Below are 20,723 nucleotides of genomic sequence, written 5' to 3'. Positions count from 1 at the left end.
CGTCTAGCAGACGCGCAACTCACACCCCCTCATTTACGCGGCAGCGTCAAGTGGGGACAAGGGACAGCCCGATGACCATCGCACCCGATCGCCACGCACCCAGCCCGACGACCCCCCACGCTCGCGGCAGCCGCCGCACCGAGGCCCACCACGTCGAGCGGAACAGCCGCCTGTCGACGACCTCGACCGCTCCCCGCGAGCGCCCCGCGACGAAGCGCTCCGGTCGGCCCAACCCGATGGCCGGGCTCACCGACGCCCAGATCGAGGAGATCGGCCGTGATCTCGACGCGCTGCGCGCCGAGGTGATGGACTCGCGCGGCGCCGCAGACGCCGCCTACATCCGGCGGGTCATCAAGGCCCAGCGCTACCTCGAGCTCGGCAGCCGCGCCGTCCTCACCCTCTCGGGTGTCAAGGTCAAGGGCGTCCGCCCCGCCTGGTGGCTCGGTACCGCCGGCCTGACCGCGGCGAAGATCCTCGAGAACATGGAGATCGGCCACAACGTCATGCACGGCCAGTGGGACTGGATGCGTGACCCGAAGATCCACAGCCGGCAGTGGGAGTGGGACAACGCCTCCCCGTCGAGCCAGTGGAAGCACGCCCACAACGAGATCCACCACACGTACACGAACGTCCTCGGCCGGGACAACGACCTCGGCTACGGCATCCTGCGGGTCGACGAGGCCCAGCGCTGGAGCCTCTTCTACCTCGCGCAGCCGGTCTGGCACCTCATCAATGCCCTCGTCTTCGAGTACTCCATCGCCGCGTACGACCTCGAGCTCGGCGCGTACGTCGCCAAGCGCAAGCGCATGACCGACGAGCAGAAGGCCGAGTTCCGGGCGAACGCCAACGAGGTCCTCGGCAAGATCCGCGCCCAGGTCGTCAAGGACTACCTGCTCCAGCCCCTCCTGGCCGGGCCCGGCGCACGGCACGCCCTCACGGCCACCGTCACGGCCAACATCCTGCGCAACCTCTGGACGAACACGGTCATCATCTGCGGACACTTCCCCGAGGGGATCGAGACCTTCGACAAGGCGAGCATCGAGGGTGAGACGCGGGGCGAGTGGTACGTCCGCCAGATGCTCGGCTCGGGCAACATCTCCGGCGGCCCGCTCATGCACCTGATGTCGGGCAACCTCTCGCACCAGATCGAGCACCACGTCTACCCGGACATGCCGAGCAACCGGTACGCCCAGGTGGCCCCCCGGATCCGCGCGATCATGGAGCGCAACGGCCTGCCGTACCGGACCGGCCCGCTGCACCGGCAGGCCGCGTCGGTGTACAAGAAGGTGTTCCTCCTCGCGCTCCCGAACAAGGAGCCGGGTCGCTCGCGCCGGTCGGTCGTCGCCCAGGAGATCCGGGACGCCCTGCGCGGGAAGAAGGAGGGCAAGACCCGCCAGGCGCCCGTGAAGAAGGTCCACCCCGGCGAGGCTCGCGGGGTCTGACCCGGGCGCAGCCCCGACCCCGAAAGTGCACCCGCGAGGGTGTGGGGCGTCGCTGCGGACCTCGGTTTCAATGGACCCGATGAGTGCCACCGACGCGCGTCCAGACACCGAGTCCACCGATCCCTTGGTCGAGGTTCTCGACGAGCAGCAGGACCGGGACCTGCAGGACGCTCCCGACACGGAGATCCTCGCCGCGCTGGAGGAGATGATCGGCCACCCGCAGTACCCGTGCCTGGGTGCCCGCTCGGTGTTCCGGCGGGAGGCGGCCGAGATCGTCGTGCTCGGGGACATGTGCGACCCCGACTCGCTCGAGCAGCTGTCCGACGCGCTCGCCGAGTACGGCTCCCGCGCGGACCCCGCCGGCGCGTTCGTCTCGTTCATCGCGGTCTTCCGCGGGCCGGAGATCACGGACGAGAAGCACTTCGAGGCGCTCCTGTGGGACGTCCTGCAGCGACTGCACGACGGTGACGACCAGCCGTGGGCGCAGGGGGTCGACGCGGACCCGGACCAGGCCCACTTCGCGTTCAGCCACGCCGGCGTGCCCTACTTCATCGTCGGTCTGCACCCGCAGGCCTCGCGGGTGGCGCGACGGACGCCGCTGCCCACCCTCGTCTTCAACCTCCACGAGCAGTTCGAGATGCTGCGCGGGACGGGGTCGTTCGAGCGGATGCGGGACACCATCCGCCGCCGGGACGCCCAGCTCCAGGGGGAGGTCAACCCGATGGCCGCCGACCACGGGGACGTGTCGGAGGCGCGGCAGTACGCGGGCCGGCAGGTGGAGGATGACTGGCAGGCCCCGTTCCGCTCCCGGCAGGAGACCCCGTGACGCAGCACCAGCGACCCCGCACCCCGACGCCGGACCCGGCAGTCCCCTACCCCGGCGGCGAGGACGCGCCCGCGCCCGGCTTCACCCGCCTGGCCCCGCAGACCGGCTCCGGCCTGACGCTGCCGGCGGGCAGCACCCTGACGATCGTCGACCCGTGCGGGGAGCAGGTGAGCGACCTCTTCCTCTTCGCCGCTGACGACCACGACGAGTGGTTCTCCTCGGGCCGGACGACCGACTACAAGAACTCGATCTACGTCGGCCCGGGCGACCCGCTGTACAGCAACCGCTCGCGCGTCATGGCGACCGTCGTCACCGACACCGTCGGGGTCCACGACCTCACGCTCACCCCGTGCAGCCAGGACACCTTCGACCTGCTCTACCCCGAGTTCGAGGGCGCCCCCCACCCGAGCTGCTTCGCCAACCTCGTCGGGGCGTTCGCGCCGTTCGGGATCGGCCCGGATCGCATCTCGACGACGCTCAACGTCTTCATGGACGTGTGGACCGACCTCGACGGCGAGCTGCACATCGACCCGCCGCCGACGACCCCCGGTGACCGGTTCACCATCCGTGCCGAGATCGACCTCGTGGTCGGGGTGACCGCGTGCTCGGCGGAGAAGTCGAACAACGGGCGCTGCACCCCGATCGACATCCGCGTCGACTGACCCTCAAGGCCTCGCGACCTCGGTGAAGACCGGGCGGCCGAGGGTCGGGTCGGCGAGCAGCCGGGCGGGGTCCTTCGTGTTCCGCGAGACGGACACGATGAGCCGGCCCGCCGCGCTCGGCAGCCCGGGGTGGGCGAGCGGGGCGTACTGCAGCCCGCCGCCGCCGTCGCTGAACGTCGCCTTGAGCGCGGTGCGGGTCTCGAACGGGCCGGTGGGGGTGGGCGCCCGCCACAGCGCGATGTCCCCACCGAGGTCGCCGTCCTTCTTGGAGAGGAGGACGACCCGGCCGCCGATGACGTGGGCGCTCAGCGTCTGGCTCACGCCGCCCTTGGCCGGGATCACCTCGACGGCGGAACCCGGGTCGAGCGACCACGCGGCGCCGTCCCAGTACCGCCACGCCGCGGGGTCGCCGTGCGAGCCGGCGGGGAAGCGGGCCACGGCGACCGCGCGCCCGAACGTCTCGTGCGGCCGCAGCCAGCTGCCGAAGGCGTACACCCACGCCCCCTGCCGGAGCAGCGCCGCACCCCACGACGGCCGGTGCGGGCTCGCCGAGTCGCGGTCGACGTCCTGCACCGAGACCAGGCGCGGGACCCCGCCACGGGGGACGGTGAACCGCGCGACGCTCGAGCCGAGGTGGGTGAACCGCAGCACCCCCTCCCCGTCCCGCCGGACCCGGGAGAGGGACACGACGAGGTCGTCGCCGCCCTTCCGGGGCACCGCGACGACGGACATCGGCCAGTGGACGACCCCGTCCTTCCGGTCGGGGATGATCGCCCCGCCGAGGTCGGTGACCACCTGCGAGACGCACGGGCCGGTCGTCACGAGCATCGAGTTGGCGACGATCCGGGGGACGTACGAGGTGGTGCGGACCGTGTCGGCGTAGACCCAGAGGACCCGCCCGTCGGACAGACGGGCGCTCGCGCCGATGTCCGCGGCCTGCCACTGGTCGAGGTCGATGCGGGACATGATCCCGTTGAGGTCGCTCGCGCGGACGGTGCGGTCGAGGTCGAAGCGTTCGGCAGCCGGGCACGGGTGGTCGAGCGACAGGGGACGGATCGACCCGTCGGGGCCCGGGACGACGACCTTCTCCGGAGCCCGCGAGCACCCCGCGAGCGCGACGCCCATGAGCAGCACCCCGACGAGAGCGCGCACCGGCCTCCTGGGCAGGGCCCCCGGGCGCACCGGCGTCAGCCGCCGACCGCGACGGGCGAGCCGGGACGGACCGGGGTGGTGCCGAACTCCATCGCGTCGGTGACGTCGGCGCGCAGCGCGGTCCGGCGGTCCGGGACGTAGCTCTGCCGCATGACCCACGGGTCGGCGCCGCCCTGCTTCGGGAACTCGCCCTGCGCCCGCAGGATGTACCCGGCGTCGAGGCCGAGCAGCGGCTTCTCCGTCAGCCCCTCGGGCGCGACCGGCACGAACGAGGTGTACCCGTGCTCGCGCATGTGGCGCAGGAGCCGGCAGAGGTAGCGCGAGGAGAGGTCAGCCCGCAGCGTCCACGAGGCGTTCGTGTACCCGACGCACAGGGCCAGGTTCGGCACGCCGGAGATGAGCATGCCGCGGTAGACGAAGCGGTTCCCCAGGTCGATCGGGGACCCGTCCATCGTCATCCGGGCTCCCCCGGCGGGAAGCATCCGCAGGCCGGTCGCCGTGACGATGACGTCCGCGGCGAGCTCCTCGCCGGAGGACAGCCGGATGCCGGTCGGCGTCACCGTCTCGATCGTGTCGGTGACGATCGAGGCGTGACCCCGCTGGACGGCCTTGAACAGGTCGCCGTTCGGCACGACGCACAGCCGCTGGTCCCACGGCTTGTACCGCGGGGTGAAGTGGTCGTCGATCGCCGCCTGGTCGAACCCGCGGGCCAGGCCCTTGTGGAGCACCCGGGCCGCCGCGCGCGGTGCCCGTCGGCAGAACTCGTAGAAGGCGCTGCTCGTCGCGACGTTCCACCACCGCGCGAGGTCGGCGCCCTTGCCCGGGACCCGACGCAGGCGGGTGCTCACCGGGTCGACGCTCGGCAGCGCGACCATCCACGTCGGGCTGCGCTGGAGCATCGTCACCTGGTCGGCGTCCTTCGCCAGGGCGGGCACGAGCGTGACGGCGGTCGCGCCCGAGCCGATGACGACGACCCGCTTGCCCGAGACGTCGAGGTCCTCGGGCCAGAACTGGGGGTGGACGACCTCGCCCGCGAAGTCGTCGATCCCGGGGATCTGGGGGTCGTGACCGCGCTCGTAGTCGTAGTAGCCGGAGCACAGGTACAGGTGCTGCGCGCTGATGTCGTGTCGGCCCTGCTCGTCCTCGACCGTGACGATCCAACGGCACTCCGCGGCGCGCCAGTCGGCGGCGACGACCTTCGTGCGGAACCGGATCTTCTCGAGGACGCCGGTCTCGCGCGCGGTGTCCTCGATGTACTGCCGGATCTCCTCGCCGGGCGCGATCGACGCCTTCCCCGTCCACGGACGGAAGGGGAACCCGAGGGTGTGCATGTCGGAGTCCGAGCGGACACCCGGGTAGCGGAACAGGTCCCACGTCCCCCCGATGCGCTCACGCCCCTCGAGGATCGCGAAGGTGGATTCCGGCAGCTCGGTCAGGATGCGGTACCCGGCGCCGATCCCGGACAGGCCCGCGCCGACGACGACGATGTCGAGGTGCTCCATGCCGTCATCCTTCCATCGACCGACCACCGTCGGGGAGGGGTCTCAGGCGGGCGGGCCGTCGTACCCGGCCGGGTTGGTCTCCTGCCAGCGCCAGGTGTCGGCGCACATCTCGTCGATGCCCTTCTCCGCCCGCCAGCCCAGCTCGCGGTGGGCGCGGGTCGGGTCCGCCCACGAGGCGGCGATGTCCCCGGCACGACGACCGACGACCTCGTGCGGCAGCTCGCGCCCCGCCGCGCGGGAGAACGCGGCGAGGACCTCGAGCACCGACGTGCCCGACCCCGTGCCGAGGTTCCACGTCCGCACGCCCCCGGCGTCCGCGGCGGCGAGGGTCTCCAGCGCGGCGAGGTGGCCCGCGGCGAGGTCCTCGACGTGGATGTAGTCGCGCAGCCCCGTCCCGTCGGGGGTGTCGTAGTCGTCGCCGAAGACGAGGAGCTTCTCCCGGCGGCCGACGGCGACCTGGGCGAGGTAGGGCACGAGGTTGTTCGGGTGCCCCTGCGGATCCTCGCCGATCCGCCCCGAGGGGTGCGCCCCGACCGGGTTGAAGTACCGCAGCAGGGCGATCCGCCACCGGGGGTCGCCGGCGGCGACGTCGCGCAGGACCTGCTCCTGCATGACCTTGGTCCAGCCGTAGGGGTTCGTCGCCGACGTCGGCAGGTCCTCCTCGAACGGCGGGGACGCCTGCGCGCCGTAGACGGTCGCCGAGGAGGAGAAGACGAGCGTGCGCACCCCCGCGTCGGCCATCGCCCCGACGAGGGAGAACGTCGCGTCGAGGTTCGTGCGGTAGTACCGCAGCGGCTGCTCGACGCTCTCCCCCACGGCCTTGAGCCCGGCGAGGTGGATCGCGGCGTCGACGGGGTGCTGCGCGAGGATCGCGGTCACGGCGCCCCGGTCCGTCACGTCGACGACGTCCAGCGGGACCCGTACGCCGGTGATCTCCTCGATCCGGTCGAGGACGATGGGGCTGGAGTTGCTCAGGTCGTCGACGACCTGCACCTCGTGACCGGCCTCCACGAGGCGGACGACGGTGTGGGACCCGATGTAACCGGCACCGCCGGTGACGAGGACGCGCATCCCCCCACCGTAGGGGGATCCGGCCTCGGACGTCCCGTCTGGACGGTCCTGGCCGCGTGAGCTCTCAGCCCGCCGCGGCCTCGTCGGCACGCAGGCGACGGAGGAACGTCCTCGTCCGCTCGTGCCGAGGGTTGCCGATGACCTCCGCGGGCGGGCCCTCCTCGACGACGACCCCGCCGTCCATGAAGACGATCCGGTCGGCGACCTCGCGGGCGAACTGCATCTCGTGCGTGACGACGACCATCGTCGTCCCGCCGTCGGCGAGCTCCCGCATGACGGTGAGGACCTCGCCGACGAGCTCGGGATCGAGTGCCGAGGTCGGCTCGTCGAAGAGCATGAGCTTGGGGTCCATCGCGAGCGCCCGGGCGATGGCCACGCGCTGCTGCTGCCCGCCGGAGAGCTGGCCGGGATACGCGTCACCGCGGTCCCCGAGCCCGACCCGCTCGAGCAGCTCCTGCGCCCGGGCCTTCGCCTGCGCCTTCGGCTGCTTCTTCACCTGGACCGGACCCTCGATGATGTTCTCGGTCGCGGTCTTGTGCGGGAAGAGGTTGAAGCGCTGGAAGACCATGCCGATCTCGCTGCGCTGCGCCGCGATCCGCTTCTCCGACAGCCGGTGCAGGCGCCCGCCCTTCTCCTGGTACCCGCGGAGCTCGCCCTCGAGCCAGATCCGGCCGCCGTCGATCGTCTCGAGCTGGTTGATGCACCGCAGGAAGGTCGTCTTGCCCGAGCCGGAGGGCCCGAGGAGGCAGACGACCTCGCCGGGGTGGACGTCGACGTCGATGCCCTTGAGGACGTCGTTGCCGTGGAACGCCTTGTGGACGTTGACCGCGCGGACGAGGGGCTGGCCCTCACGACGGTCGACCGGCTGCGCGGTGGGCTCGCTCATCGGCCCGCGCTCCCGCCGCCCTGGATGGAGAGCATCCGCGCCTTCAACGCCTGGTCCTTCCTCGTCGGCTTCTGGCCGTACCCGCGCCCGAAGTGCTTCTCGACGTAGTACTGGACGACCATGAGGACCGTCGTGATGATGAGGTACCACGCGGTCGCCGCGACGATCGTCGGCATGATCTTCAGAGTCCGGTTGCCGATGGCGCTGGTCTGGAAGAACAGCTCCGTGCTCAGCGGCAGGAACGCCAGCAGCGAGGTGTCCTTGACCATGGCGATGGTCTCGTTGCCGGTCGGCGGGATGATGACCCGCATCGGGCACGGTTCTGTCTCGACATCGGCACCGAGACGTCGCCCACCGTTCAACCGGGTGTTTCCGCGGCCTGCCTATCGTCATGGGGGTGGGGACGAGCCGAGGGCTGACGAGTGTGGTGCTCGCGTGCGTGGGCGCCCTCGCGGTGCTGACGATCGGGGCGACCGTCGCCGGCTACCGCTCGCTCGCGATCGTCGCGCTCACCCTTCTCGTGCTGGTCGGGGTCGTCACGGTCGTCGACCTGCGCCGGCGGGTCCTGTCCGAGACGTCGGCCATCCGGTCGAAGCTCCGGACCTCCCTGGCGACCGAGCAGCAGGGTCGCGCGGCGACGACGGCGGCGCTCGAGCGGATCGAGGAGCGGCTGGAGACCACGGCGGGGGCGGACGAGCTGGCCGAGCTGCGCGGCCTCGTCACCCGGCTGCGGGCCGAGCGCGAGGTCGAGGAGGCGACCGAACCGCCCCCCGAGCCGCCGCGACAGCGGATCCGCGTCGTCGACCGCGGCGCCTGACCCGCCCCCCGTTCTTGCAATTGCGCGCGCAACTGACATCTGCGCGCGATATCTCACGCGCGGATGTCACTTGCGCGCGCAATTGCCGGGGTGGTGGATCTGGGAGACTCGGGGCCGTGACCGCCTCTCCCGCCGCCCCTGCTGCCGACTCCGCCGCTGGCTCCCCCGCGGGCATGGTGCTCACCGAGGAGACCCGCCGGGCGGTCCGCCTGCGCGCCGCACTCGACGCGCTGCCCGCCTACAAGGCCGGCCGACCGCCCGCCCCCGTCGAGGGCCTCACCCCGTACAAGATCTCCTCGAACGAGAACCCGTACCCGCCGCTGCCGTCCGTCCTCGACGCGATCGCCGACGCCGCGGGTGCGGTCAACCGCTACCCCGACATGGCGAACGCCGAGCTCGTCGCGGCGATCGCCGAGCACGTCGGTGTCCCGGCCGACCGGATCGCGTGCGGCACGGGCAGCGTCGGCGTCCTCGGCCAGCTCGTCCAGGCCACGTGCGACGCAGGCGACGAGGTCGTCTTCGCGTGGCGCTCCTTCGAGGCGTACCCGATCGTCACGACGATCGCCGGCGCCGTGCCGGTCACGGTCCCGCTCACGTCCGACGCCCGCCACGACCTGCCGGCGATGGCCGACGCGATCACCGAGCGCGCCCGGCTCGTCCTCGTCTGCACGCCGAACAACCCCACCGGTCCGGCCGTGACCGCCGCCGAGCTCGAGGCCTTCCTCGCCCGCGTGCCGGACGACGTCCTCGTCGTCATCGACGAGGCCTACCTCGAGTTCGGCACCGACCCCCAGGCGCCCGACGCCCTCGCCGTCCACGACGCGCACGAGAACGTCGCCGTGCTCCGCACGTTCTCCAAGGCCTACGGGCTCGCCGGCCTCCGGGTCGGATACGCGATCGCGCACCCGCCGGTCGCCGAGGCGCTGCGCAAGACCGCAGTCCCGTTCGGGGTGAGCTCGCTCGCCCAGCGCGCAGCCGTCGCCTCCCTCGCCGCCCGGGACGAGCTCGACGAGCGGGTCGCCTCGATCGTCGAGGAGCGCGACCGGGTCCGGACCGCGCTGCTGGAGCAGGGGTGGGACATCCCCGACACCCAGGCCAACTTCGTGTGGTTCCCGTTCGGGGAGGGCTCGTCCGCCTTCGCCGCGGCGTGCGCCGCCCAGGCGCTCGCCGTCCGCCAGTACGGCGACGACGGCGTCCGCGTGACGATCGGTGAGCGCGAGGCGAACGACCGGCTGCTGCAGATCGCGGCCGCCCATCGCCCCCGGTCCTGACCCACCCGGCTCATCGAACCACTCGAAGGATCTTCTCCAACGATCGTGCGCGGTCTAGTGTTCCCGGATCGCGCGCACCAGCCGCGGTTCTGGTCCGGTGGCGAGGACGCCACCGTCGGGAAGGGAACACGACCGTGATTCGTCGACGCAGGATGGGGGCGGCCACGCTCCTGACCGCAGGACTGGTGCTGGGGGGGATGACCGGCACGGCCACCGCTGCTGACGGCAACCGCTCCGCGCCCGTCGAGGCCGCACCCACGGCGGCCGCCGAGAAGGGGAACCCGAAGGGCGAGCAGGGCGACACGCTCGGAGCCCGCGACGAGAAGCTCCTGGCGAAGGCGGAGAACCGCGGCGCCAAGCGCGTCCAGCTCATCGTCATGGCGCAGAGGGGCCAGACCGGCGCCGTCGCGGGCACGGTGAAGGCGCTCGGTGGCTTCGTCGGCATGACGAACGACAAGGTCGGCTACCTGCGCGCCGTCGTCCCGACGGACAAGGTGCGCGACCTCGCGACCACGGACGCCGTCTTGGCGATCGACCTCAACGAGGTCCTCAACGCCCCCGAGCCGCCGGAGCGGGCCACCGCCGCCGCCGTGCAGCAGAGCGGGCCCTCCTCCTCGACCCCCGACGCCAACCCCTTCATGCCGACCCGCGAGACGAGGTCGACGGCCTTCAAGAAGGCCCACCCGACGTGGGACGGCCGCGGCGTGACGATCGGCGTCATCGACTCCGGTGTCTCGCTGGACCACCCGGCTCTGGCGAAGACGACGACCGGCGAGCGCAAGATCGTCGACTGGGTCACCGCGACGGACCCGATCTTCGACGGTGACCTCACGTGGCGCCCGATGATCACCGCCGTGAGCGGCCCGACGTTCACCGCCGCAAGCGCGACGTGGACGACGCCGCGGGCGGGGGACTTCATGTTCGACCGTTTCTCCGAGGCGATCACCGCCGGCTCCGACGCCGACGGAGACGTCAACCGTGACGGGGACACGAGCGACCGCTTCGGCATCCTCTACGACGAGACGACGCACGAGATCTGGGTCGACGACGACCAGGACCGCACCTTCGAGGACGACGAGAAGATCGCCCCGTACAAGGAGTCGAAGACCTACCACTACTTCGGCACCGACGACCCGAGCACGGCCATCCAGGAAGCCGTCCCCTTCACGGTCGAGTACCGCGAGGACGTCGACATGTCCCCCTACGGCATCCAGGGGACCGCCGACTTCGTCAACATCGGGATCGACGAGTCGTCCCACGGCACGCACGTCGCGGGGATCGCGGCGGGCAACGGACTGCTCGGCGGGTCGATGGACGGCCAGGCGCCCGGCGCGAAGGTCGTCTCCTCGCGCGCCTGCTCGTGGGGTGGCGGGTGCACCGCGGTCGCCCTCTCCGACGGCATGGTCGACCTCGTCGCGAACAAGGGGGTCGACGTCGTCAACATGTCGATCGGTGGCCTCCCCGCCCTCAACGACGGCAACAACGCCCGGGCCCGCCTCTACGACGAGCTCATCAAGGGCTACGGCGTCCAGCTGTTCATCTCCGCGGGCAACTCGGGCGCGGGGATGAACACGATGGGTGACCCCTCGGTCGCCACGGACGTCGTCTCCGTCGGCTCCTCGATCTCCAAGGAGACGTGGATGTCGAACTACGGCTCCGCCGTGTCGGCGCCGATGAACCTGCACAACTTCTCCTCCCGCGGCCCGCTCGAGAACGGCGCGTTCAAGCCGAACATCGTGGCGCCGGGCTCGGCGATCTCGTCGATCCCGACCTGGCAGCCCGGTGACGTCCCGGCCGAGGCGGGGTACTCCCTCCCGCCGGGCTACGCGATGTTCAACGGCACGTCGATGGCCTCTCCGCAGGCCGCTGGCGGCGCGGCCCTCCTGCTGTCGGCCGCGAAGGCGTCGAGGATGAGCATCACGCCGACCCAGCTGCGCGCGTCGATCTACGACTCGGCGCACCAGGTCGCCGGGGTGAAGACGTACGAGCAGGGCGCGGGCCTCATGGACGTGCCGGCCGCGTGGTCCCGCCTGGCCAAGCGTCCGGGCGTCCGTTCGTACTCCTCGCGCGCCTACGTGTGCACCGCGCTGGCGTCGTACCTCGCGACCCCGAGCCGGGGCCCGGGCCTGTACAACCGGTGCCCGGTCGGCCAGGGCGGCCAGAAGGTCGGCGAGGCTCGGCGGTACAACGTGTATCTCAAGCGGAACACCGGCCCGTGGGCGGCGACGACCCACACGATCCGCCTCGTCGGCAACGACGGGACCTTCAATGCCCCGACGAGCGTGACGCTCGCCCGGGGCCAGGAGAAGACGATCAAGGTCACGGTGAAGCCGCGGTACTCGGGTGCGCGGTCGGCGATCATGGTCGTCGACGACGCGAAGACGATGTCGACCGACCTGCGGGTGCCGCTGACGGTCGTCGCACCCCGCTCGATGCCCGCCCCGACCTACCGGCAGGCCACGAAGACCAGCGTCGAGCGCAACCGCTACAAGAGCGTCTTCGTCACCGTTCCCCAGGGGACGAAGAACCTCAGCGTGCGGATGAGCGGGATCGCCTCGGGCAGCCAGACCCGGTGGATCGCGAACAACCCGTACGGCATCCCGGTCGAGTCGACCAGCTCCCTGCTGTGCTTCTCGAACTTCTCCGACGCGAGCAAGTGCGACCCGTACTTCCGCAACTACGCCGACCCGATCCCGGGCGTGTGGGAGTTCGTCGTCGAGTCGCGGCGCACGACGCCGGACCTCACCAACCCGTTCCGGCTCGACATCAACGCCCAGGGCGTGAGCGTCACCCCGCCGACGCAGACCCTCGCGTCGGTGACGGCCGGGCAGCCCACGACGGTGACGTGGGACGTGAAGAACGGCTTCGGCCCGGTCACGGCCAAAGCCGTCGGCGGCCCGCTGGGGTCGGCCCTGTCGGAGCGCACAACGATCGCGAACCACGAGACGCAGGAGTTCACGGTCGAGGTCCCGGCCGGGGCCTCGGAGCTCACCGCGACGATCGGCAACCCGTCGGACCAGGGCGCCGACCTCGACCTCACGGTCTACGACGAGAACGGGGCGCAGGTCGGCCAGTCGGCCGATGGGGACTCGGAGGAGTCGGTGACGATCCCGAACCCGGCCGCCGGGACCTACACGGTCGAGGTCGACGGGTACGAGGTGCCGAGCGGGTCGACGGAGTACGACTACCTCGACGTCTTCACCTCCCCGGAGCTCGGGTCGCTCACGGTGACCGACCCGGCGGGGTCGTTCACCCTTGACGCCGGGGCGACGCGGACCGTCACGGGTGAGATCACCGCGACGCAGGCCCCGGCCGCCGGACGGAAGCTGTTCGGCGCGATGGAGGTCCAGAACGTCCCGCCGGCGGGCTCCGAGCCCGGCGTCCTGGGACGTGGCGAGGTCATCATCACCGCAGTGAACTGACCCACCGCGGGGGCCCCGGCGACCGATCAACGGTCACCGAGGCCCCCGCACCCTCTCTCCCCGCCCCCTGTTCTTGCAATTGCGCGCGCAAGTGACATCTGCGCGCCAAACATCGCGCGCGGATGCCAGCGATGGCGCGCAGATGTGGGGGCCTCGCGACCGGCCCACGAATCGTCCGTGGGGGTCGTTCGGGTGGGCGAACTCGCCTGAGCGCCACTTTCCCCACCCCAGGCGCCGGCTCCCCCGGGGAAACCGACCACAGCGCCACCGCCCCCACCTCGGGGCCCCACCTCGGGGGCGTGCCGTCCTCGACGCTGGAGGTCAGCGGACGGCGTCGACGAGGACTCCCACGCCGAGCGCCGCGAAGAGGCTCCCCAGGACCGCGTCGACCCCGCGTTCAGCACGCTCGAACGCCCTGACCACCGGGGCCGAACCCGCGGCAACCGCCACGAGCACGAACCACGCGAGCGCGATCGAGGCCATCACCACGAGGACGACCACGCGCTCGGCCGTCGTGGCACCCGCCGGGAGGATCGTCGCGAAGAGCGCGCCGAAGAACACGAGGGCCTTGGGGTTGGCCACGTTCGTGAGGAGCCCGAGGCGATAGGCTGCACCGGGCCGGACGGCGGGAGTACGGACCCCCGTGGGACCCGGTTCGGCGGCGAGCTCGCGGTCGTCGTCGGGCAGGGACTCCCGACGGCGCAGGGCGCCTCGGAGGATCAGGATCCCGTAGCCGGCCAGGACCACGCCGCCGACGATGCGCACGACCCGAAACACCGACTCGTGCGCGAGCAGGACCGCGCTGATGCCCGTCATCGCCAGGACGATCCACAGGGTGATGCCGGTGACCACCCCGGCCGCGCAGGCGATGCCGGGGCGCCGACCCGCGCGCGCCGCCGTTCGGAGCACGGCGATGAAGTCGGGTCCCGGCGAGATCACCCCGACCGTCCACGTCGTCAGCAGCAGGAGCCAGGCGGCAGTCGTCACAGCGGCCAGTGTGCCCGCGCGGGTGACCCACCCCCGCGCCCAACCCCCCGCAATTGCGCGCGCAACTGACATCTGCGCGTGAGATATCACGCGCGTCCGTCAGTTGCGCGCGCAATTGCACGGGAAGGAAAAAAGGAGAGGAAGGAAGGAGGGGGTGGTGTGCGGGGGACCTAGACTTCCGGCCGATGAGCAGCGACACCGACCCCACCTCCGACCCCGGGCCGGGCGTCGACCCCATCGACCTCGAGACCGTCCTGCGCGTCCTCGACTCGCTCCACGAGCTGCCCCCGGACCACCCCGACATCCAGACGATCAAGCGGGCGACCGGCCGGATGTACAAGAAGATCCGCAAGACCCGTCGCGCCGAGGCCAAGCGCCCGCTCGTCGAGGCCGACCAGAAGGTCCTCGACGCGACGGCGACCGGCTCCCCCATGCGCATCGACGACGAGACGCGCGGCATCCCGCTGGCCTCGACCACCCCCGGCACGATCGTCGGCGAGCTCAACATCCCCCGCGGCTGCTACATCTGCCACGCCGACTACACGAAGGTCGACGCGTTCTACCACTGGCTCTGCCCCGACTGCGCCCTCTTCAGCCACGGCAAGCGCCACCAGCGCACCGACCTCACGGGTCGCCGGGCCCTGCTCACCGGGGGCCGGGCGAAGATCGGCATGTACATCGCGCTCATGCTCCTGCGGGACGGCGCCGACCTGACGATCACCACCCGCTTCCCCCGCGACGCGGTCCGCCGGTTCACCGAGATGGCCGACTCCCCCGAGTGGATCGACCGCCTGACGATCGTCGGCATCGACCTGCGCGACCCGACCCAGGTCGTCGCCCTCACCGAGGAGGTCGCGTCCGGCGGGCCGCTCGACATCCTCATCAACAACGCCTGCCAGACGGTGCGGCGCACCCCGGGCGCCTACGCGCACCTCACCGACGGCGAACGCCTGCCGCTGCCGACCGACGGCCCGACCCCCCGGATGATCACCTTCGACCGGGTCAGCGACGCCCACCCCGCCGCCCTCATCGGGTCCCTCGCGGGGCACGCGACCGCCCACCACACCGCCGCCGCGGACGGGTCCGCCCGCGCCGACGTCGACCACTCCAGCGCCCTCACCGCCGCCGACCTCACCTCCCTGGCCCTCTCCGCCGGGAACGCCAGCCTCGAGAAGCACCTCACCGGGACGGCGATCGACGCCGGTGGTCTCCTGCCGGACCTGCAGAAGGTCAACAGCTGGACCCAGAAGGTCCAGGACGTCGACCCGCTCGAGCTCCTCGAGGTGCAGATGTGCAACTCCGTGGCGCCGTTCCTCCTCGTCAGCCGGCTCCGCCCCGCGATGGCGCAGGCCGTCCGGCGTCGGCGCGAGGTCGTCGGCGACGCCGCACGCGCGTACGTCGTCAACGTCTCGGCGATGGAGGGGCAGTTCTCCCGCCGGTACAAGGGCGCCGGCCACCCGCACACCAACATGGCGAAGGCCGCGCTCAACATGCTCACGCGCACGAGCGCGAAGGAGATGTTCGAGACCGACCGGATCCTCATGACCGCGGTCGACACCGGGTGGATCACCGACGAGCGACCGCACGAGGAGAAGCTGCGGATCGCCGCCGAGGGCTGGCACGCCCCGCTCGACCTCGTCGACGGCGCGGCCCGGGTCTACGACCCGATCGTCATGGGCGAGCGCGGGGTCGACCAGTATGGCGAGTTCCTCAAGAACTACAAGCCCCACCCCTGGTGAGGCCCGCGGCACGCCGCCCTCACGTCAGGTCAGCGGCGTGACGACCTTGTCCGTGACGTCCCAGTGCCGCAGCCGGGCGAGGGTCACCGACGTCATCGGCCGGTCGCGGAGCACGACCAGCGCCGCCGCGGCCTGCTCGTGGGTGAGCCCGCGCGCGACCGAGACGTGCGGGACCCACGTCGGTCGGACATCGGTGGGGACCGCCTCACGGACCCGACGGACGGCGGCGACGAGTTCCGCCGACGGCTCGACGAGGCGGGCGAGCGCGAGCCGACGTCCGCCGAAGAGGGCGTAGCCCCCGAGCCGGGCGACCGACGGCAGGCACGGACCGAGGGCGTCCCGCGCAAGATCACGCAGGACGCCCCCGATGGGAGTCGGGGTCGCGACGACGGTGACGTGCGGCGCGTTGCTCGGGCTGAGGTGCCCGGTCAGCGAGGGGATGCCCGCGGCGTCGAGCGCGCTCCAGTCCGCACGCAGCGAGGCATCGCCGTCCTCGTCGAGGGTGAGCTCGAGCGCGTGCGTTCCCACAGCGGCCGATCCTGTCGCAGATCGGTCGGTCAGCCCGCGGGACGGCTGGCGACGCGACGGGACTGACCCGCTCGACGGCCGCCGGAGATGTGCGCGGTCGACGGCTGGGCCGCCTGGCGCGGGGTGCTCGAGGCCGAGCCGGACCGGCCGGAGCCGGACCGCTGGCCCGACCCGCCCGAGCGACGGCCGCCGCCCTGCCCGCTCCGCTGCCCGCCCGGACGCGACTGCCCGCCGGAGGCCTTCTTCTGCCGCGGCTGCTGCTGCGGGACGTCGTGGACGAAGGCGCCGGGGAACTCGCGCTCACCCGGGGCGACCTCCGCCAGGAGCGGGTGACCCGGGCCAACCTTCGTCGTCGTCGGGTCGATCCCGGCCTTGCGGGTCAGGTCCCGCACGTCCTTGCGCTGCTCGTCGGTCATCAGCGTGACGACGGTGCCCTCGCTCCCGGCCCGGGCGGTCCGGCCCGAGCGGTGGAGGTACGCCTTGTGCTCGACCGGCGGGTCGGCGTGGAGGACGAGACCGACGTCGTCGACGTGGATCCCACGCGCGGCGATGTCCGTCGCGACGAGGGTCGACGCCCTGCCCGAGTGGAAGGCCTCCATCGTCCGGGTCCGTGCGTTCTGGCTGAGGTTGCCGTGCAGCTCGACCGCGGGCACCCCGGCGGCGTTGAGCTGGCGGGCGAGCTTCTTCGCGCGGTGCTTGGTCCGGGTGAACACGACCGTCCGGCCGGGAGCGGCGGCGAGGTCGGTGACGACCTTGAGGTGGTCGTCGGCCCGCACGTGGAAGACGTGGTGGGCCATCGTCGACACGGGCGACTGCTCGGAGTCCGCCTCGTGGGTCACGGGGTTCGAGAGGTACTTCTTGACGAGGACGTTGACGCCCGCGTCGAGGGTGGCGGAGAAGAGCATGTGCTGCGCGTCCCGCGGGACCCGGTCGAGGATCCGCTTGACGCCCGGCAGGAAGCCGAGGTCGGCCATGTGGTCGGCTTCGTCGAGGATGACGCACTCGACGTCGGACAGGTCGACGTGGCCCTGACCCATGAGATCCTCGAGCCGGCCCGGGCAGGCGATGACGACGTCGACGCCCTTCGCGATCGCCGTGACCTGCGGGTTCTGCCCGACACCGCCGAAGACGGTGCGGACCGTCATCCGGTGGACGGCGGCCAGCGGCGCGAGGGAGTCCTCGATCTGCGCGACGAGCTCGCGGGTCGGGGCGAGGATCAGCGCGCGGGGCTTCTTCGGACGGGCGCGGTGCCCGCTCTCGGCGAGCCCGGCGACGAGCGGCAGGAGGAAGGCGAAGGTCTTGCCCGACCCCGTACGGCCCCGGCCGAGGACGTCGCGCCCGGCGAGGGAGTCCGGCAGCGTCGCAGCCTGGATCGGGGTGGGGGTGGTGATGCCTCGCTCGGCGAGGACGGCGGCGAGGTCGGCGGGCAGGCCGAGGCCGGTGAAGGTGGTGGTGTCGGTCGACACGGTGGGGTTCTCCGATGATCGGGGTGGTGTCCTGCCCGCGCGGCGAGGTGCCGCGACGCGATGGCGTGACGTGCCAGGTCGGACGCCGATGAGCTCTGACACACGGCCCGGCAGGGCCGGAGCTGCGAACCGGCGCGCGATCCACGGCAGAACCAGGTGGATCGACTCCCCCACCTTAGGGGCATCGCCGTCGTCGCGACGAATCGGCGTCCGGCGGCGCGCTCAGACGCGGGTGTCGAGCCAGGCGAGCAGGTCCGCGACGACCTCGTCCCGGTTGGTCTCGTTGAAGACCTCGTGCCGCGCGCCGGGGTAGATCTTCAGCGTCACGTCCTTGACCCCCGCCGCCGTGTGCAGCTGCGCGACCCTGCGCGGGCCCGCCGCCCGCTTGCCGCCGACCGGGTCGGCCTCCCCGGCGACGACGTAGATCGGCAGATCGGTACGCACCCTGGCGATGCTCGCGCGGCGGTTGATCGTGGCGACCCCGCCGAGCAGGTCGACGAAGAAGCCCGACGAGTGCACCGAGCCGCTGAGCGGGTCCTCGATGTAGTCGTCGACGACCGCCTCGTCACGGGACAGCCAGTCGAACTCGGTGCGCCCGGCCGTCCCCTTGTTGTACGAGCCGAACGTCAGGCGGTTCATCAGCCGGCTGGGGTGACGCGAGCCCCGCACCCGAGCCTCGGCACCGGCCACGAGCCGCCCGACGCGCCCGACGATCCCCGGGTCGACCGCCGTGCCGGACAGGACGAGCGCGTCCACGTCGCTCGCGTCGTCGATGACGTACTGGCGCGCGAGCAGCGACCCCATCGAGTGCCCGAGCAGGACGACGGGCTGGTCCGGCCAGCGCTCGTGGGCGTGCGCGACGACCCGCCGCATGTCGTCCACGACGGTCGCCCACCCGTCCCGCTCGGCGAACCAGCCGCGAAGCTCCGCCCCCTCGCCGTGGCCGAGGTGGTCGTGCGCGAGGACCGCGTACCCCGCCGCCGTGAGGTCCGCGGCGAGCGCCTCGTACCGACGGGCGTGCTCGGCCATCCCGTGCGCGATGACGACGACCGCCCGCGGATCGCGTTCCGGCGTCCACTCGTGGACCGAGATGGGCCGGCCGTCGGCAGCGGGGATCGTCGACGTCGTCGTCATGCCCGGCACCCTAGGGCCTCGGCGACCGCGGCGGGGAGGGCTTCGCCGGATCGGTCGCGTCAGCACGACGACGCCGGCTCCCAAGGTGACCGGTGAGCACGCGCGCCACCCACGTCGAGGGCACCTGCCGCCCCGTCGCGAGGTACTCCGTCGTCGCGTCGTAGTAGAGGACCTCCGTGAGGTCGGCGAGCGCGCCCGACGTCCCGGCGAGCAGGAGCTCGTCCCCGGGAGCGAGCCGCACGTCGTCACCGGGCAGCCACTGCCGTTCCCCGTCGCGCAGGAGCACGAGCGGGACCAGCCCGATGTGCTCGGTGCGGTCGTCGGGGTGCGAGAGCAGCTCACCGAGGGTGAGCGCGTCGTGGTCGAGCCAGCGCACGACGGCGGGCGCGTCGGCGCGGTCGATGACGACCCGGTCCCGGGCGGGGGTCTCCGGCCCGCAGGCGGCGACGATCCGGTCGAGCACCGCCTGGGACCATGCGTCGTCCTGGGTGAGCGCGTGGTCGACGAAGGAGCGGAACGCGGGGGTGATGATCCGGGCGAGGCTCTCCCGGGCGACGAGGTCGGTGGGGACGAAGACGCTGTCGACGTCGAGCGCGTCGACGAGCGCCTCCTTCGCCGGCGACTTCTGCCGCACGGCGAGGACGATGTCCGGCTCGAGGACGCGGGCGTGCTGGGCGAGGGCAAGGTTGTGGGTGTCGTGGATCGTCCCGGCGACGAACCCGGCCGCCCCGGACACGTCGGGGATGCCGTCGGCGGGATCGACGTGCTCGACCTCCATCCCCGCCTTGCGCAGGTCCGCGGCGACCTCGTCCCCGAACTCCCCGGTGCCGGACACGACCCACCGGCCGCGGGCGTTCCGGTGCTCGGCCGGTGGCAGCGGCGTGCCCGCGGGGCTCATGAGCCACCGCACGAGGCGCGCGGTCACCGGTCGCTGGATGCCGAGGACGAGGTAGGCGCCGAACCGGTCGTTGGGGTTGACGACCGCCTCGGCGCCGAAGTCGTGCATCCACACCTCGCTGTCCCGGTCCTGGCACCGCGCGACGACCGGCACCTCGGGGCGCAGGAGGTTGCCCGCCATGACGACCGCGAGGTTGACGTCGTCGTCGCTGGTCAGGGCGAGGACCCCGGCGCACCGCGGGTGGCCGAGGCCCGCGAGACCGAGGATCGCCGGGTTGCTCGCATCACCCTCGAGGGCCGGCACGTCGCTGGAGAACCGCTCGCTGCCGACGATGGCCTGCAGCCGGGTCTCGTCCTTGTCGACGACGACGAACCGGTGACCGACCGCATCGAGCTCCCGCGCGACCCGCTTGCCCGCCTGGCCGAACCCGCAGACGATGACGAAGGGCTCCTTCAGGGCCCGGACCTTGCCGCGGAAGCGCTGGGTGGCCAGCGCCTCCTGGAACGCGCTGTCCTGCAGCAGGGTGAGCAGCGTGCCGATCGCGTACGCCCAGCCGATGACCGTGAGGTAGATCGTCAGCGTCACCCACATCCGCTGCTCGGGGGTGAACGGGTAGGGGATCTCCCCGTAACCGATCGTCGTCGCCGTGTACGAGACGACGTAGAAGGCGTCGAAGACGCTCATCCGCACCGGGGTGCCGTCGGCGTCGCGGCCGGGCATCGCGGCCAGTCCGAAGGTCGCCACCGCGAAGATGGCGACGAGCAGGACGAGCGGCGCCCGCATGCGGCGCAGGACGAGGAAGATCGCGTCCGTCGAGGGGCCCCCGGCGGGGACGGGGACGACCCGCCGCCGGGCGGTGCTCGCGGAGCGGCGCGACCACGGCCGCGCGGAGAAGTTCAGGAGCGGGTTGCCCATCCCGG

General features: G+C 72.1%; 17 protein-coding genes. 7 read left to right on the top strand and 10 right to left on the bottom strand.

All coding sequences use genetic code 11. The annotated features are described in order from the left end of the window. The first annotated feature begins 71 nt into the window (after positions 1 to 71). The 3 genes from DAA34_RS03895 (at position 72) to DAA34_RS03885 (ending at position 2,930) form a co-directional block, all read left to right on the top strand. Positions 72 to 1,442 (top strand): fatty acid desaturase family protein, encoded by a 1,371-nt coding sequence (locus DAA34_RS03895; protein ID WP_106817703.1) that lies wholly within the window; start codon positions 72 to 74, stop codon positions 1,440 to 1,442. Between the two features lie 79 nt (positions 1,443 to 1,521). After that, positions 1,522 to 2,268, top strand: a complete 747-nt coding sequence (gene gntA / locus DAA34_RS03890) for a guanitoxin biosynthesis heme-dependent pre-guanitoxin N-hydroxylase GntA (protein ID WP_158707599.1) — start codon at positions 1,522 to 1,524, stop codon at positions 2,266 to 2,268. Next, complete coding sequence (locus DAA34_RS03885) at positions 2,265 to 2,930, top strand: DUF1989 domain-containing protein (RefSeq protein WP_106817701.1); 666 nt, start codon at positions 2,265 to 2,267, stop codon at positions 2,928 to 2,930. The genes gntA and DAA34_RS03885 overlap by 4 nt, the downstream gene beginning before the upstream one ends. Before the next feature lie 3 nt (positions 2,931 to 2,933). Here DAA34_RS03885 and DAA34_RS03880 read toward each other — a convergent pair whose 3' ends face one another. The 5 genes from DAA34_RS03880 to DAA34_RS03860 all read right to left on the bottom strand — a co-directional run bounded on the left by DAA34_RS03880 (position 2,934) and on the right by DAA34_RS03860 (position 7,852). Beyond that, on the bottom strand, positions 2,934 to 4,082 hold the full coding sequence (locus DAA34_RS03880; RefSeq protein WP_106817700.1) for a DUF4185 domain-containing protein: 1,149 nt from the start codon (positions 4,080 to 4,082) through the stop codon (positions 2,934 to 2,936). A gap of 35 nt (positions 4,083 to 4,117) precedes the next feature. Continuing rightward, complete coding sequence (locus tag DAA34_RS03875; RefSeq protein ID WP_106817699.1) at positions 4,118 to 5,584, bottom strand: flavin-containing monooxygenase; 1,467 nt, start codon at positions 5,582 to 5,584, stop codon at positions 4,118 to 4,120. A 42-nt stretch (positions 5,585 to 5,626) separates the two neighbouring features. Then, on the bottom strand, positions 5,627 to 6,655 hold the full coding sequence (galE, locus tag DAA34_RS03870) for a UDP-glucose 4-epimerase GalE (protein WP_106817698.1): 1,029 nt from the start codon (positions 6,653 to 6,655) through the stop codon (positions 5,627 to 5,629). A gap of 64 nt (positions 6,656 to 6,719) precedes the next feature. Then, a complete protein-coding gene (locus tag DAA34_RS03865; protein ID WP_106817697.1) occupies positions 6,720 to 7,541 on the bottom strand; it encodes an amino acid ABC transporter ATP-binding protein in 822 nt (273 codons plus the stop codon). Further along, entirely contained in the window at positions 7,538 to 7,852 is a 315-nt protein-coding gene (locus DAA34_RS03860) for a hypothetical protein (RefSeq protein ID WP_234354095.1), read from the bottom strand. Before DAA34_RS03860 ends, DAA34_RS03865 begins: the two co-directional genes overlap by 4 nt. Before the next feature lie 86 nt (positions 7,853 to 7,938). Between DAA34_RS03860 and DAA34_RS03855 the strand changes: the two genes are divergently transcribed. From DAA34_RS03855 to DAA34_RS03845, 3 genes are all read left to right on the top strand, one after another. Continuing rightward, on the top strand, positions 7,939 to 8,358 hold the full coding sequence (locus tag DAA34_RS03855; protein WP_158707598.1) for a hypothetical protein: 420 nt from the start codon (positions 7,939 to 7,941) through the stop codon (positions 8,356 to 8,358). A gap of 173 nt (positions 8,359 to 8,531) precedes the next feature. Further along, positions 8,532 to 9,629 (top strand): histidinol-phosphate transaminase, encoded by a 1,098-nt coding sequence (hisC, locus tag DAA34_RS03850; protein ID WP_106817695.1) that lies wholly within the window; start codon positions 8,532 to 8,534, stop codon positions 9,627 to 9,629. 197 nt (positions 9,630 to 9,826) lie between these two features. Then, a complete protein-coding gene (locus DAA34_RS03845; protein WP_199847414.1) occupies positions 9,827 to 13,051 on the top strand; it encodes a S8 family serine peptidase in 3,225 nt (1,074 codons plus the stop codon). A gap of 321 nt (positions 13,052 to 13,372) precedes the next feature. Here DAA34_RS03845 and DAA34_RS03840 read toward each other — a convergent pair whose 3' ends face one another. Beyond that, on the bottom strand, positions 13,373 to 14,038 hold the full coding sequence (locus DAA34_RS03840; RefSeq protein ID WP_158707597.1) for a LysE family translocator: 666 nt from the start codon (positions 14,036 to 14,038) through the stop codon (positions 13,373 to 13,375). Positions 14,039 to 14,223: 185 nt separating this feature from the next. Here DAA34_RS03840 and DAA34_RS03835 point away from each other — a divergent pair, with 185 nt between their 5' ends. Then, positions 14,224 to 15,777, top strand: coding sequence for an SDR family NAD(P)-dependent oxidoreductase (locus tag DAA34_RS03835; protein ID WP_106817692.1), 1,554 nt, complete (start codon positions 14,224 to 14,226; stop codon positions 15,775 to 15,777). A gap of 24 nt (positions 15,778 to 15,801) precedes the next feature. Here DAA34_RS03835 and DAA34_RS03830 read toward each other — a convergent pair whose 3' ends face one another. The 4 genes from DAA34_RS03830 to DAA34_RS03815 form a co-directional block, all read right to left on the bottom strand. Continuing rightward, complete coding sequence (locus DAA34_RS03830) at positions 15,802 to 16,305, bottom strand: 2'-5' RNA ligase family protein (protein WP_158707596.1); 504 nt, start codon at positions 16,303 to 16,305, stop codon at positions 15,802 to 15,804. A 29-nt stretch (positions 16,306 to 16,334) separates the two neighbouring features. Continuing rightward, positions 16,335 to 17,771, bottom strand: coding sequence for a DEAD/DEAH box helicase (locus tag DAA34_RS03825; protein ID WP_106817690.1), 1,437 nt, complete (start codon positions 17,769 to 17,771; stop codon positions 16,335 to 16,337). Positions 17,772 to 17,993: 222 nt separating this feature from the next. Then, positions 17,994 to 18,905, bottom strand: coding sequence for an alpha/beta hydrolase (locus DAA34_RS03820; protein ID WP_106817689.1), 912 nt, complete (start codon positions 18,903 to 18,905; stop codon positions 17,994 to 17,996). A gap of 10 nt (positions 18,906 to 18,915) precedes the next feature. Next, positions 18,916 to 20,718 carry an NAD-binding protein gene (locus DAA34_RS03815; protein WP_106817688.1) on the bottom strand — a complete coding sequence of 601 codons (1,803 nt, stop codon included), beginning with the start codon at positions 20,716 to 20,718 and terminating at the stop codon, positions 18,916 to 18,918. Positions 20,719 to 20,723 lie beyond the last annotated feature (5 nt).

It is taken from the genome of Janibacter massiliensis (assembly GCF_900289115.1).
GTDB lineage: Bacteria > Actinomycetota > Actinomycetes > Actinomycetales > Dermatophilaceae > Janibacter_A > Janibacter_A massiliensis.
This window is presented reverse-complemented; position numbering and strand designations above follow the sequence as displayed.